At 59.9% G+C, this 14,463-nt stretch carries 10 protein-coding genes; 1 reads left to right on the top strand and 9 read right to left on the bottom strand.

What is annotated here, in order from left to right; genetic code table 11:
• Positions 1 to 5: 5 nt before the first annotated feature.
• Positions 6 to 3,902 carry a phosphoribosylformylglycinamidine synthase gene (purL, locus tag HU727_RS17825; protein ID WP_186532834.1) on the bottom strand — a complete coding sequence of 1,299 codons (3,897 nt, stop codon included), beginning with the start codon at positions 3,900 to 3,902 and terminating at the stop codon, positions 6 to 8.
• A gap of 285 nt (positions 3,903 to 4,187) precedes the next feature.
• On the opposite strand from purL, the gene mltF reads away from it, so the two are divergent.
• Complete coding sequence (gene mltF / locus HU727_RS17820; RefSeq protein ID WP_186532833.1) at positions 4,188 to 5,648, top strand: membrane-bound lytic murein transglycosylase MltF; 1,461 nt, start codon at positions 4,188 to 4,190, stop codon at positions 5,646 to 5,648.
• A gap of 127 nt (positions 5,649 to 5,775) precedes the next feature.
• On the opposite strand, the gene pdxJ is transcribed toward mltF, so the two are convergent.
• The 8 genes from pdxJ to lptF form a co-directional block, all read right to left on the bottom strand.
• Positions 5,776 to 6,519: a pyridoxine 5'-phosphate synthase gene (gene pdxJ, locus HU727_RS17815; protein WP_186532832.1), complete on the bottom strand. Its 744-nt coding sequence runs from the start codon at positions 6,517 to 6,519 to the stop codon at positions 5,776 to 5,778.
• 41 nt (positions 6,520 to 6,560) lie between these two features.
• Positions 6,561 to 7,250: a DNA repair protein RecO gene (recO, locus tag HU727_RS17810; protein WP_186532831.1), complete on the bottom strand. Its 690-nt coding sequence runs from the start codon at positions 7,248 to 7,250 to the stop codon at positions 6,561 to 6,563.
• Positions 7,251 to 7,416: 166 nt separating this feature from the next.
• Entirely contained in the window at positions 7,417 to 8,319 is a 903-nt protein-coding gene (era, locus tag HU727_RS17805; RefSeq protein WP_007909024.1) for a GTPase Era, read from the bottom strand.
• On the bottom strand, positions 8,312 to 9,001 hold the full coding sequence (rnc, locus tag HU727_RS17800; protein ID WP_024011703.1) for a ribonuclease III: 690 nt from the start codon (positions 8,999 to 9,001) through the stop codon (positions 8,312 to 8,314). Before rnc ends, era begins: the two co-directional genes overlap by 8 nt.
• A gap of 169 nt (positions 9,002 to 9,170) precedes the next feature.
• Entirely contained in the window at positions 9,171 to 10,025 is an 855-nt protein-coding gene (lepB, locus tag HU727_RS17795) for a signal peptidase I (protein ID WP_186532830.1), read from the bottom strand.
• Between the two features lie 9 nt (positions 10,026 to 10,034).
• Positions 10,035 to 11,831 carry a translation elongation factor 4 gene (gene lepA, locus HU727_RS17790; protein ID WP_186532829.1) on the bottom strand — a complete coding sequence of 599 codons (1,797 nt, stop codon included), beginning with the start codon at positions 11,829 to 11,831 and terminating at the stop codon, positions 10,035 to 10,037.
• 173 nt (positions 11,832 to 12,004) lie between these two features.
• Entirely contained in the window at positions 12,005 to 13,066 is a 1,062-nt protein-coding gene (gene lptG, locus HU727_RS17785) for an LPS export ABC transporter permease LptG (RefSeq protein WP_186532828.1), read from the bottom strand.
• On the bottom strand, positions 13,059 to 14,180 hold the full coding sequence (lptF, locus tag HU727_RS17780; protein ID WP_186532827.1) for an LPS export ABC transporter permease LptF: 1,122 nt from the start codon (positions 14,178 to 14,180) through the stop codon (positions 13,059 to 13,061). Before lptF ends, lptG begins: the two co-directional genes overlap by 8 nt.
• Between the last annotated feature and the right edge of the window lie 283 nt (positions 14,181 to 14,463).

Genomic DNA, 14,463 nt, shown 5'->3' with positions numbered 1-14,463 from the left:
AGGCCTTAGTTAACCCAGACACGTGCGTTACGGAACATACGCATCCAAGGTGCATCTTCGTTCCACTCTTCCGAACGCCACGAGTTCTGCACCGCACGAAACACACGCTCCGGGTGCGGCATCATGATCGTCACGCGCCCGTCACGGCTGGTGAGACCGGTAATCCCGCGCGGCGAACCGTTCGGGTTGGCCGGATACGCCTCGGTGACCTTGCCGTGGTTGTCGACAAAACGCATCGCCACACAACCGGACAGATCGGCTTCCAGCAATGCCTCTTCGCTGGCGAACTCGGCATGACCTTCACCGTGAGCAATGGCGATCGGCATACGCGAACCGGCCATGCCCTGCAGGAAGATCGAATTCGACTCCTGAACCTGAACCATCGCCACCCGCGCCTCGAACTGCTCGGAGCGGTTGCGCACGAAGTGCGGCCAGAACTCGCTGCCCGGGATCAGCTCGTGCAGGTTGGACATCATCTGGCAACCGTTGCACACGCCGAGGGTGAAGCTGTCGTTGCGCTCGAAGAAGCCCTGGAACGCATCGCGAGCGCGGCTGTTGAACAGCGCCGACTTGGCCCAGCCTTCACCGGCACCTAGCACGTCGCCGTAGGAAAAACCGCCGCACGCCACCAGGCCCTTGAACTCGTTCAGATCAACACGGCCGGCCAGAATGTCGCTCATGTGCACGTCGATCGCACTGAAACCGGCGCGGTCGAATGCGGCGGCCATTTCCACCTGACCGTTGACGCCCTGCTCACGCAGTACGGCAACCTGTGGGCGGATGCCTTTCTTGATGTAAGGCGCGGCGACGTCCTGATTCACGTCGTAGCTCAGTTTGACGCTGAGGCCCGGGTTGTCTTCTTCCAGCAGCGCATCGAACTCTTGCTCGGCGCAGTCGGCGTTGTCGCGCAGACGCTGGATCCGGTAGCTGGTCTCGGCCCACTGACGTTGCAGCAGACGACGCTGGCCTTCGAACACGGTGTCACCGTTGAAGGTGATGTTGATCTGGCCATTGTTGATCGGCTGACCGATCACCGACACGCAGTCGCCCAGGCCGGCCGCGCTGAACTGCGCGAGAATATCCGGCGTGGCGTCCTGACGAACCTGGATCACGGCGCCCAGTTCTTCGTTGAACAGGATCGCGGCGATTTCCGCAGAGCTCTCCGCCACGCTGTCCAGGTTCAGGCTCAGACCGCAGTGGCCGGCAAACGCCATTTCCACCACGGAGGTCAGCAGACCACCGTCGGAACGGTCGTGGTACGCCAACAAATGACCGTCAGCGTTGAGGCCTTGAATGACGGCGAAGAAGGCTTTCAGGTCTTCGGCATCGTCAACATCCGGAGCGTGCTTGCCGAGTTTGCCGTGCACCTGTGCAAGGATCGAAGCACCCATGCGATTCTGGCCGCGACCGAGGTCGATCAGGATCAGGTCGGTGGTGCCCTTGTCCATGCGCAGTTCCGGGGTCAGGGTCTGACGGATGTCAGCCACTGGCGCGAAACCGGTCACGATCAGCGACATCGGCGAAGTCACGGTTTTTTCTTCGCCGTTGTCGTTCCAGCGAGTGGCCATGGACATCGAGTCCTTGCCCACCGGAATGGTGATGCCCAGCTCGGGGCACAGCTCCATGCCGACTGCCTTCACGGTGTCGTACAGACGCGCGTCTTCGCCCGGGTGGCCAGCGGCGGACATCCAGTTTGCCGACAGTTTGATGTCGGAAAGCTTGTTGATGCGCGAAGCGGCAATGTTGGTCAGGGTTTCGCCGATAGCCATGCGGCCCGACGCCGGCGCGTCCAGCAATGCCAGCGGAGTACGCTCGCCCATCGCCATGGCTTCACCGGTGTACACGTCGAAACTGGTGGCGGTGACGGCAACGTCGGCCACCGGCACTTGCCATGGGCCGACCATCTGGTCACGGGCCACGAGGCCGGTGATGGTGCGGTCGCCGATGGTGATCAGGAAGCTTTTGCTCGCCACGGCCGGGTGATGCAGAACGCGTTCGATGCAGTCGCTGATGTCGAGGTTCGACGGATCGAAATCATCGCCCAGTTCAGCTTCGCGAACCACCGAACGGTGCATGCGTGGCGCCTTGCCCAGCAACACTTCCAGTGGCATGTCCACCGGATTGTTGCCGAAGTGGCTGTCAGTCACGGTCAGTTGCGGCTCGGCAGTGGCTTCGCCGACCACGGCAAACGGGCAGCGCTCACGTTCGCAGATGGCCTGGAAGCGCTCGAAATCTTCAGGGCCGACGGCCAGGACGTAACGTTCCTGGGATTCGTTGGACCAGATTTCGTGCGGGGCCATGCCCGGTTCGTCGTTTGGAATGTTGCGCAGTTCGAAACGGCCACCGCGCTCACCGTCGTTGACCAGCTCCGGGAAGGCGTTGGACAGACCGCCCGCGCCCACGTCGTGGATGAAGCTGATCGGGTTCTTGTCACCCAGTTGCCAGCAACGGTCGATGACTTCCTGGCAGCGACGTTCCATCTCAGGGTTTTCACGCTGCACGGAAGCAAAGTCCAGATCCGCCGAGCTGGTGCCGGTGGCCATGGAGGAAGCCGCGCCGCCGCCCAGGCCGATCAGCATTGCCGGGCCGCCGAGAACGATCAGCTTGGAGCCTACGACGATATCGCCTTTCTTGACGTGTTCTTCGCGGATGTTACCCATGCCGCCAGCGAGCATGATCGGCTTGTGGTAGCCACGCACTTCATCACCGTGCGGGGTGGTGATCGATTGTTCGAAGGTACGGAAATAGCCGGTCAGTGCCGGACGACCGAATTCGTTGTTGAACGCAGCGCCGCCGAGCGGGCCTTCGATCATGATGTCCAGTGCGGTAACGATGCGCTCAGGCTTGCCGTATGGCACTTCCCATGGCTGTTCGAAACCCGGGATCTGCAGGTTGGACACGGTGAAACCGGTCAGGCCAGCTTTTGGCTTGGCGCCACGACCGGTTGCACCTTCGTCGCGAATCTCGCCACCGGAACCGGTGGACGCGCCCGGGAACGGGGCAATCGCGGTCGGGTGGTTGTGAGTCTCGACTTTCATCAGGATGTGCACCGGCTCCTGCACCGCGCCGTACTGGCGGGTTTCAGGGTTCGGGAAGAAGCGGCCGGCGACATTACCGACAATTACCGAAGCGTTGTCCTTGTAAGCCGACAGCACGCCTTCGCTGTGCATCACGTAGGTGTTCTTGATCATGCCGAACAGGCTTTTTTCCTGGCTCTGGCCATCAATATCCCAACTGGCGTTGAAGATCTTGTGGCGGCAGTGCTCGGAGTTGGCCTGGGCGAACATCATCAATTCGATGTCGTGCGGGTTGCGCTTGAGGCCGTTGAAAGCGTTGACCAGATAATCGATCTCGTCTTCGGCAAGAGCCAGACCCAGTTCGGTGTTGGCCTTTTCCAACGCAGCGCGACCACCGCCGAGGATGTCGATGGCCGTCAGCGGCTTCGGCTCGGCGTGACTGAACAGGCCGGCAGCCTGTTCGAGGTTGGCCAGAACGATCTGCGTCATGCGGTCATGCAGGGCGTCCGAAACCAACTGGGCTTCGGCTTCGCTGAACTGGCCGGCCACGTAGAACGCGATACCGCGCTCCAGGCGCTGGATCTTGCTCAGGCCGCAATTGCGTGCGATGTCGCTGGCCTTGCTCGACCATGGCGAGATGGTGCCGAAACGCGGCAACACCAGAAACAGACGGCCGGTCGGCTCTTGTACCGGAACACTTGGGCCGTACTTCAGAAGGCGCGCAAGCACCTGCTGTTCGTCGCCGGTCAGGACGCCGGTGACTTCGGCGAAGTGAGCGAATTCAGCATACAGGCCACTGACAGCTGGAACCTTCTGGCTCAGTTGCTCAAGGAGTTTGCTGTGGCGAAAGGCAGAAAGGGCAGGAGCGCCGCGCAGGATCAACATCTTCGGGACAGCCTCGGGAAGGGGTGTGCTTTGAGGCCGTGCATTCTAGCCTAAACCGCCCTCAACATCACCCGAAACGCTACGCACGGTTGCACTCGAACACCGATCTGTGTTTCTGCCTCGGGAGTCAGATAAATCGGCAGCCGGAGAGCAGCTTATTTTTACTGTAACAAAATGCCCGCACCCCCTGATTTTTCGGCGTTTCGTGCGATTTTGTGATCGCTAGCAGACTCGCCCTGCACTGTCGAGATATGGCGCCCGTGGCCGTTTGCGTATACTGCGCAGATGTTTTTCCCAACGGCTTTGCGTCCGCGGTACGCCAAATGGCTGATCGCAACCGGACTCTTCCTGGTGCTCGGCGGCTGTGTTGATAAACCCAACACACTCGAGCGCGTAAAGGAGGATGGTGTGCTGCGGGTGATTACCCGTAACAGCCCCGCCACCTACTTTCAGGATCGCAGCGGTGAAACCGGCTTCGAATACGAGCTGGTGAAGCGCTTCGCCGACGATTTGGGCGTCGAGCTGAAGATCGAGACCGCTGACAACCTCGATGACCTCTTCAACCAGGTCGGCAAGCCGAATGGCCCGGTGCTCGCCGCGGCCGGCCTGGTCAGCAGCGATGGGCGTAAAAAGCAGGTGCGGTTCTCCCACTCCTACCTTGAAGTCACTCCGCAGATCATCTATCGCAACGGCCAGTCACGGCCTACCGATCCGGCCGACCTGGTCGGCAAGAAGATCACCGTGCTCAAGGGCAGCACCCACGCCGAGCAACTGGCCGAGCTGAAACAGAAATTTCCCGGCATCGAATATGAAGAGTCCGACGCCGTCGAGGTGGTTGACCTGTTGCGCATGGTCGATGAAGGGCAGATTGACCTGACCCTGGTCGATTCCAATGAAGTGGCGATGAATCAGGTGTATTTCACTAACATCCGCGTGGCCTTCGATCTTGGCGATGCGCGCAGCCAGAGCTGGGCCGTCGGGCCGGGCGAAGACAACAGCCTGCTCAACGAAATCAATGACTATCTGGACAAGGTTCAGAAGAACGGCACCCTGCAACGTTTGAAAGACCGCTACTACGGCCATGTCGATGTTCTCGGTTATATGGGCGCCACCACCTTCGCCCAGCATTTGCAGCAGCGCCTGCCGAAGTACGAACAACACTTCAAGAACTACGCAAAGAAAGAGAAAGTCGATTGGCGCCTGCTCGCCGCCATCGGCTATCAGGAATCGCTCTGGCAGCCGACGGTGACCTCGAAAACCGGCGTGCGCGGCCTGATGATGCTGACCCAGAACACCGCTCAGGCGATGGGCGTGTCCAACCGCCTCGATCCCAGACAGAGCATCATGGGCGGCGCCAAGTACCTGGCTTATATGAAGGACCAGCTCGACGACTCCATCAAGGAACCGGACCGCACCTGGTTCGCGTTGGCGGCTTACAACGTCGGCAGCGGGCATCTGGACGACGCGCGCAAATTGACGGCCAAGGAAGGGTTGAATCCGGACAAGTGGCTGGATGTGAAAAAGATCCTGCCCCGGCTGTCGCAGAAACAGTGGTACAGCAAAACCCGCTACGGCTACGCCCGCGGCGGCGAGCCGGTGCATTTCGTGGCGAACATCCGTCGCTATTACGACATTCTGACCTGGGTGACCCAGCCGCAGCTTGAAGGCGATCAGGTGGCTGAAGGCAATTTGCATGTGCCAGCCATCGACAAGTCAAAACCCGCGCAAGAACCCGCCCCGCTTTAACCCACACCTCAAATCCAACTGTAGGAGCGAGCCTGCTCGCGAAAGCGTCGTGTCAGTCGACATCATCTTTGACTGATACATCGTTTTCGCGAGCAGGCTCGCTCCCACAGGGGTTTTGTGTAGCTGCTCAGGATTTGGCAGCCGCCAGAATCAGCGCTTTCATCTCCGACACCGCAGACTTGAACCCGACAAACAACGCGTGCGCCACCAGCGCATGGCCGATGTTCAACTCGTTGATGCCCTTGATCGCTGCGACCGCTTCCACGTTGTGATAATGCAGACCATGGCCGGCATTGACGATGAGCCCCTGCGCCAGACCAAACGCCACACCATCGGCCACGCGCTTCAGTTCTTCAGCCACTTGAGTTGGCGTTTCAGCATCGGCATAACGCCCGGTGTGCAGCTCGATCGCCGGAGCGCCGACGCGCTTCGACGCCGCAATCTGGCGCTCATCGGCATCGATAAACAGCGAGACTTCGCTGCCCATCTTCGACAGACGCTCGACCGCAGCCCTGATTCGTTCTTCCTGCCCAGCCACATCCAGTCCACCTTCAGTGGTCAGCTCCTGGCGGGTTTCCGGTACCAGGCAGATGTGCGCCGGGCGAATGCGCTCAGCGAACGCCATCATTTCTTCGGTAACGCCCATCTCGAAGTTCATGCGGGTTTGCAGCACGTCTTTAAGCAAGAGCACGTCGCGCTCCTGAATGTGCCGGCGGTCTTCACGCAGGTGCACCGTGATGCCGTCGGCGCCCGCCTCTTCCGCGTCCAGCGCTGCCTTGACCGGATCAGGGTAGCGCGTGCCACGGGCCTGACGCAGGGTGGCGACGTGGTCGATGTTCACGCCAAGAAGAATGCGGTTGCTGGTGGTCACGGGTGCGCGCTCCTGAAGAGAAAGATTCGGCGCACAGCATATCAGGGCTTGCGAAACAGCTCGCGGCTTACAAGGGGCCGCCCGCCCAAATGAACGGCCAGTGCCTGACGCATCAGACGCTTGGCCGCCGACAGCGCACCGGGCGCTGACCAGTCGGCTTCGGCCATGGCCAACAATTCAGCGCCATTGAACAGGCCCGGCTGCAACAGGTAAACGCGCTCGAGGCCGGCATCCACTTGCAATCGATAAAGACCGTCAGGCGCAACAGGCTCGCCGTGAATGTCGGTGTTCATGGAAAAGCCATAGCCGAGATCGTCCAGCAGCCGCCATTCGAAGGATCGCAACAAGGGTTCCAGCGGCCGGCCTTCAGCCAGGGCCAGCAGCGTCGCGGCGTAGTGATCGAAAACCGCAGGATGCGGATCTTCGGCGGGTAACAGGCGAATCAACAATTCATTGAGGTAAAGACCGCTGAACAGCGCCTCGCCGTTGAGCCAGGCCGAGGTACCGGAACTCTCCATGCGCCCGACATTCTTCAGCTCACCCTTGCCACGAAACTCCACTTCCAGCGATACAAACGGCCGCGCCAATGTCCCGGCCTTACCCCGCGCACTGCGCAGCACTGCCCGCAGCCGACCTTGCGGCGTGAGGAAATCGACCAGCGCGCTGGTTTCGCGGTAGGCGCGCGAGTGCAGGACGTAGGCAGGTTGGGCGGGGGGTGGGTTTTGCGACATTGAGTTCTCGATGAAGAAACGCGGTTTTACATACAACCCAAAACCACTGTGGGAACGAGCCTGCTCGCGAAAGCGGAGTGACAGTCAACATCAATGCTGAATGTTACATCCTCTTCGCGAGCAGGCTCGCTCCCACAGTGAGTATCGGTGTTTTCGAGATCGCTACTTACAGGTCGCCGTAACCCAGCGAACGCAGCGCGCGCTCGTCATCGGACCAGCCGCCCTTCACCTTGACCCACAGGTTGAGCATGATCTTGGAGTCGAACAACAGCTCCATGTCCTTGCGCGCCTCCGTGCCGATGCGTTTGATGCGCTCGCCCTTGTCGCCAATGATGATCTTCTTCTGGCCGTCACGTTCGACGAGAATCAGCGCGTGAATATGCAGGGTTTTGCCCTGCTGCTTGAACTCTTCGATCTCGACGGTGATCTGGTACGGCAGCTCGGCGCCCATCTGGCGCATGATTTTCTCGCGCACCAGTTCGGCGGCAAGAAAACGGCTGCTGCGGTCTGTGATCTGGTCTTCCGGAAAGAAGTGATCGTTCTCCGGCAGATGATCGGCGATGACCTTCTCCAGCGCGTCGAGGTTATGCCCATGCTGCGCGGAAATCGGGATGATCTGCGCGTTCGGCAGTTGCTCTTGCAACCAGCTGAGGTGCGGCATCAGCTCGGCTTTGTCTTCAATGCGATCAGTCTTGTTCAGCGCGACGATCAGCGGGCCGGTCACGTATTGCACGCGTTCCAGAACCATCTGGTCTTCGTCGGTCCACTTGGTGCGATCGACCACGAAGATCACCACGTCGACGTCTTTCAACGCGGCCGACGCGGTTTTGTTCATGTAACGGTTCAGGGCCTTTTCGCCCCCCTTGTGCATGCCGGGTGTGTCGACGTAAATCGCCTGCACGTCACCCTCGGTCTTGATTCCGAGCATGTTGTGACGGGTGGTTTGCGGCTTGCGCGAGGTGATCGCCAGCTTCTGTCCCAGGATATGGTTCAGCAGCGTAGACTTGCCCACGTTGGGACGGCCGACGATGGCAACGTAGCCACAGCGAGTTGCGTTTGTATCAGTCATTGCCATTCTCCACGCCCAGGGCAATCAGTGCTGCGGCGGCCGCTACCTGTTCGGCAATACGACGGCTCACACCCTGACCTCGGCTTTTTTCATTCAGTAAGACCACTTCGCATTCGACGAAGAAGGTTCGGCAGTGCGGCTCACCCTGGATGTCCACGACCTCGTAACGAGGCAGTTCGCAACCGCGCGATTGCAGATGTTCCTGCAGACGGGTTTTGGGGTCCTTGTTGGTGTCGACCAGCGTCAGGCCTTCGAACTCGCCGGCCAGCCAGGCCAGCACACGCTCGCGAGCGACATCCATGCCAGCGTCGAGGTAGATCGCACCGATCAACGCTTCGAGGGCATCAGCCAAAATCGATTCACGACGGAAGCCGCCGCTTTTCAGTTCACCGGAACCCAGACGCAGGTAATCGCCAAGGTCGAAACCGCGAGCCAGAACGGCCAGCGTCTCACCTTTCACCAATCGCGCGCGCAGACGCGACAACTGGCCTTCGCGGGCCAGCGGGAAGCGATCGAACAGCGCCTCGCCAGCGACGAAGTTGAGGATGGCATCACCGAGGAATTCCAGACGCTCGTTGTTGCGCCCGGCAAAACTACGGTGCGTGAGGGCCAGCAGCATCAGCTCCTGGTCCTTGAAGGTGTAACCGAGCTGGCGCTCGAGACGGCTCAAAGAAACGCTCACGGTTTACCCACGCTGAGTTCGTGGCTGGATTCCGCTGCCATCGCCGGGGTACGGCGCAGGCCTGGGACAATTAACGCTGTGTTCAAAAAAAAGATCCTGGCGATTGCGAAGCCGATTGTGCCGGCTCCAGAAATGCATTCGGCGCTGTGGTCAACAGCGCCGTGTTTGATTACTTGATCAGGCCGACCCGCGAGAAATTAGGCAGGTGGCTGAGTTTCGGCTCTGGCCAGCTCATCCAGACCGCGAAGGCCTTGCCGACAATGTTCTTGTCGGGAACCATGCCGAGCAGATTTTTCGGAATGTTCGGGTCATCCCAATAGCGACTGTCGTTCGAGTTGTCGCGGTTGTCGCCCATCATGAAGTAGTGCCCGGCAGGCACTGTCCACGAGCGATCAGGGGTGGCGCGGTAGCGGCTCATTTCCTTGCGGATCAGGTGTTCGGCCGCGCCGAGTTTTTCCTGATAGAGCTCCGCGCTGCCCAGCGAACCCGCCTCGGCGCCGGCCATCTTCTCGGCGATCGACTCACCATTGACGAATAGACGCTTGTCGGCGGTGTACCGCACCGTGTCGCCCGGCAGGCCGACCACACGTTTGATGTAGTTGACATTCGGGTCGCTTGGGAAGCGGAACACCATGACATCGCCGCGCTGCGGGTCACCGACTTCGATGATCTTCTTGTCGATCACCGGCAAACGGATCCCGTAGGAAAACTTGTTCACCAGGATGAAATCGCCGACGTCCAGGGTTGGTTTCATCGAACCCGAAGGAATCTGGAACGGCTCCACAAGGAACGAACGCAGCACCAGCACGATGAACAACACCGGGAAGAACGACTTGCCGTATTCAACCAGCAGCGGCTCTTTGTTCAGTTTCTCGACGACCACGGCTTCGGGCTGACTGACACTGCCTTGATAAGAGGCAATGGCGGCACGGCGACGTGGCGCCAGGAACAGCAGATCAAGCAACGCCAACAGGCCGCAGACGAACACGGCGATGACCAGCAACAGCGGGAAATTTAGTGACATAGGACCTGACTATTCCAACCTGAGCACGGCAAGGAAGGCTTCTTGTGGAATTTCCACGTTGCCGACCTGCTTCATGCGTTTCTTACCGGCCTTTTGCTTCTCGAGCAGCTTCTTCTTACGGCTGACGTCACCGCCATAGCATTTGGCCAATACGTTCTTTCTGAGTGCCTTGACGGTTGTCCGCGCAACGATCTGACCACCGATGGCGGCCTGAATGGCTACGTCGAACATCTGACGAGGAATCAGTTCTTTCATTTTCTCGGTCAACTGGCGACCTTTGTAGTGCGAATTGTCACGGTGCACGATCAACGCCAGGGCATCGACCTTGTCGCCGTTGATCAGCACATCCAGTTTCACCAGATTAGCCGATTGGTAACGATCGAAATGGTAGTCCAGCGAAGCATAGCCGCGGCTGGTGGATTTGAGACGATCGAAGAAGTCCAGGACCACTTCGTTCATCGGCAGGTCATAGGTGACTTGCACCTGATTGCCGAGGAACAGCATGTCGACCTGAACGCCGCGCTTCTCGATGCACAGGGTGATGACGTTGCCCAGGTGCTCTTGCGGTACGAGGATATTGGCGCGAACGATCGGCTCGCGCATGTCTTCGATGGCCGAGACGTCCGGAAGCTTCGACGGGTTGTCGACGTAAATCGTTTCACCGGTTTTCAGCACCAGCTCAAAGATTACCGTCGGCGCCGTGGTGATCAGGTCCAGGTCGTACTCGCGCTCGAGGCGCTCCTGGATGATTTCCATGTGCAGCATGCCGAGGAAGCCGCAACGGAAGCCGAAGCCCAGCGCGTCGGAACTTTCCGGGGTGTATTGCAGCGACGAGTCGTTGAGAGTCAGCTTCTGCAGCGCTTCGCGGAAATCCTCGAAATCGTCGGAGCTGACCGGGAACAGACCGGCGTAAACCTGCGGCTGGATGCGCTTGAAGCCCGGCAGCACTGGAACATCGGGCGTCGAGCTCAGGGTCAGGGTGTCACCGACCGGCGCACCGTGAATGTCCTTGATGCTGGCGATGATGAAGCCCACTTCGCCGGCTTTCAGGTCAACGGTGGCAGTGTGTTTCGGGTTGAACACGCCAACGCTGTCGACCAGGTGCACCTTGCCGGTGGACTTGACCAGAATCTTGTCGCCCTTCTTCACGCGGCCGTGACGAACACGCACAAGGGAAACGACGCCCAGGTAGTTGTCGAACCAGGAGTCGATGATCAACGCTTGCAGCGGATCTTCGATGTTGCCGGTCGGCGCAGGGATGGTCTTGACCAGACGCTCGAGCACTTCGTCGACGCCCAGGCCGGTCTTGGCGCTGCACGTAACGGCGTCGGCGGCGTCGATGCCGATGATCTTCTCGATCTCCTCCTTGACGCGATCCGGCTCGGCCTGCGGCAAGTCGATCTTGTTCAGCACCGGCATGACCTCAAGGCCCTGCTCGATAGCGGTGTAGCAGTTGGCCACGGACTGGGCTTCAACGCCCTGCCCCGCATCGACCACCAGCAAGGCACCTTCGCACGCGGCCAGGGAACGGCTGACTTCGTAGGTGAAGTCGACGTGGCCCGGGGTGTCAATGAAGTTCAACTGGTAGGTGATGCCGTCGCGGGCCTTGTAATAGAGAGTGACGCTGTGGGCCTTGATGGTGATCCCGCGTTCACGCTCAAGGTCCATGGAGTCCAGAACCTGGGCTTCCATTTCGCGCTCGGCCAGGCCGCCGCACATCTGGATGAAGCGATCGGCCAGCGTCGACTTGCCATGGTCAATGTGGGCGATGATGGAGAAATTGCGGATATGACTCAAATCACTCACGGATCAACACTCAAAAAGGCTGCAGGCTTGGCCCGCCGAAAAATAGCCGGGAATTGTACCTGATACACGGCGCAAGCGTCACGTTCGCCTGTCACCCGGATTGCATGCAAAAACGCCCCGATCTGTCGACCGAGGCGTTTTCAGGGTTCAAGCGCTGGATGAAAGCTTGTTCATCAACCCGCTCGCCTGAGCAACCAGACACCCGCCAGCGCACAGACTGCGGCAGGGACCAGCACCGCGAAGAGTGGCGAGAAACCGAACATCAGGCTCGACGGGCCAAGCAGATCCTGGACGATGCGGAAGGTAAAGCCCACCAGCACACCGGTGAAGACACGCTGCCCCAGGGTCACCGAACGTAACGGACCGAAGATGAACGAGATGGCCATCAGCACCAGCGCCGCGGTCACCAGCGGCTGCAACACCTTGACCCAAAAGGCCAGCCAGTAACGACCGTTGCTCAGGCCCTGATCGGCCAGATAGTGGATATAACCCCACAAACCGCTGATCGACAGCGATTCCGGCGCCATGACCACGGTACTCAAAAGTTGCGGGCTCAGCGATACGTCCCAGCGTTCGGTCGGCGTATTCACCACTTCGGTGCTGCGCTCTTTGAACAGCGTGGTGGACACCTCGCTGAGCTGCCAGTGATCAACGTCGAACTCCGCTTTTTTGGCGAAGCTGGAGCTGAGCAGATGGCGCTCTTTATCGAAGTGATAGCGCGTCACGCCGTACAACAGACCGTTTGGCTGAACGGCGTTGATGTGAATGAATTCCTCACCCTGGCGGTGCCACATGCCGTGCTTGGCGCTTTGCGCATCGCCGCTGCCTTGGGCCAGCGAGCGGTTGGCCTGGGCCATGCTTTCGGTGGCTGGTGCGACGTATTCGCCGATCAGCACGCCTGCCAGCATCAGCACCAACATCGGTTTCATGACGGCCCAGACGATACGGCCGATCGAAACACCCGCAGCGCGCATGACGGTCAGTTCACTGCTGCTGGCCAGACTGCCGAGGCCGATCAGACAGCCAATCAATGCCGCCATCGGCAACATCTCGTAGAGACGGCGCGGCGCGGTCAGCACTACAAAACCGAGCACATCAACCAGGGTATAGGTGTCGCTGACGTCGCCCATTTCATCGATGAAGGCAAACAGGGTCGCCAGACCGAGGATGATCGCCAGCACGGCGATGATTGCCATGAACACGCTGCTGCCGATGTAGCGGTCGAGTTTAACCACGGGCCACCTCCAGCGCGGCGGAACGACGGCTGGCCATCTTCAGACGCAACGGCTCCCAGTACAGCAGGCCGAGGCCGATGATCAGGAAGATCGCATGCACCCACCACAAGCCCAGGGCCGGCGGGATCTTGCCTTTTTCAAGGGCGCCGCGCGCGGCAATCAGGATGGTCAGGTAAGCCATATAAAGAAGAATCGCCGGCAGCAGCTTGAGGAAACGCCCCTGACGCGGATTCACCCGCGACAGCGGCACCGCCATCAGGGTCACGATGAAGACCAGCAACGGCAGGGACATGCGCCATTGGAGCTCGGTTCTCGAACGGATGTCATCACTGCCCCACAAGGACGAAGTCGGCATCGCGTCGCGGTCGGTGACTTCTTCGCTGACGTCCGGCTTGGGCAGCAGCACGCCATACGTTTCGTAGTGGATGGCACGGTAATCCGCCTGTCCCGGGCTTCCGTCATAGCGGTAGCCGTTGTCGAGAATCAGGTAGCGATTGCCGTCGGGGCGTATTTCCTGGCGGCCAGACTCGGCCACCAACACGGAAATCCCGCGATCTTTTTGATCGGCGCCGAGGTTTTTCTGCGAAATGAAGACGCCGCCGAGATTGACTCGATCGTCCGTCAGGGTTTCGGTGTAAGTCACCCGCGTACCGTCACGCAGCGCCTGGAAACGTCCCGGCTCAAGCGTATCGAATTCGGTCAGCGCGTCCTGCTTGTTCAGCAGCAACTGGAACTGGTTGGCGCCCTGCGGAGCTAGGCCCAGGCTCAGCCAGGCCACCACCAGCGCGACCAGCGTTGCCGGAAACAGGGTCATGCGAAAGAGCTTCTGCTGGCTCATGCCGGTGGCCGACAGCACGGTCATCTCGCTTTCGAGATACAGGCGGCCGTAAGCCAGCAGGATACCGAGGAACAGGCCCAGCGGCAGAATCAGCTGCAGGAAACCCGGCAGACGAAAGCCCATGATCAGGAACAGCGAGCCCGGATCAAGCTGGCCGGCCGCAGCCTGCGCCAGGTATTTGATGAAGCGACCGCTCATGATGATGACCAGCAGCACGGCACTTACGGCGCTGAGGGTCAACAGGACTTCGCGGGACAGATAACGGAAGACGATCAAACCAGACACTCCAGGGTTGTCAGGCTAAGGCGGCCAAACAAGCAAACACATCGACCGGCCCGCTACGCAGAGCCGCCGAAAAAGATGCGGCATTATCCTGTGATTGTGTGCGCCTGTCACTGCGCACACTCATCCATCTCTGTAATCCTTTGCCGATCGCATAACCGAGGGTTGTCAGGCGCGGGGAGCGAGGTTCAAACTGCGGCCCTTGTCGCAGGCTTTGGCCTGCGCCTCTTCTATCTATAAAGCAGGCGACTGCGAACCGTCGAACGCCTGCGTGTTG

The organism is Pseudomonas khorasanensis, from assembly GCF_014268505.2.
GTDB lineage: Bacteria > Pseudomonadota > Gammaproteobacteria > Pseudomonadales > Pseudomonadaceae > Aquipseudomonas > Aquipseudomonas khorasanensis.
The sequence above is the reverse complement of the archived record's forward strand: the minus strand, read 5'-3'. Positions and strand labels throughout refer to the sequence as shown.

Bases quoted from the DNA above. Each gene is read 5' to 3' on its own strand.
- purL (WP_186532834.1), bottom strand. From the start codon at position 3,902: ATGTTGATCCTGCGCGGCGCTCCTGCCCTTTCTGCCTTTCGCCACAGC.
- mltF (WP_186532833.1), top strand. From the start codon at position 4,188: ATGTTTTTCCCAACGGCTTTGCGTCCGCGGTACGCCAAATGGCTGATC.
- recO (WP_186532831.1), bottom strand. From the start codon at position 7,250: ATGTCGCAAAACCCACCCCCCGCCCAACCTGCCTACGTCCTGCACTCG.
- era (WP_007909024.1), bottom strand. From the start codon at position 8,319: ATGACTGATACAAACGCAACTCGCTGTGGCTACGTTGCCATCGTCGGC.
- lepB (WP_186532830.1), bottom strand. From the start codon at position 10,025: ATGTCACTAAATTTCCCGCTGTTGCTGGTCATCGCCGTGTTCGTCTGC.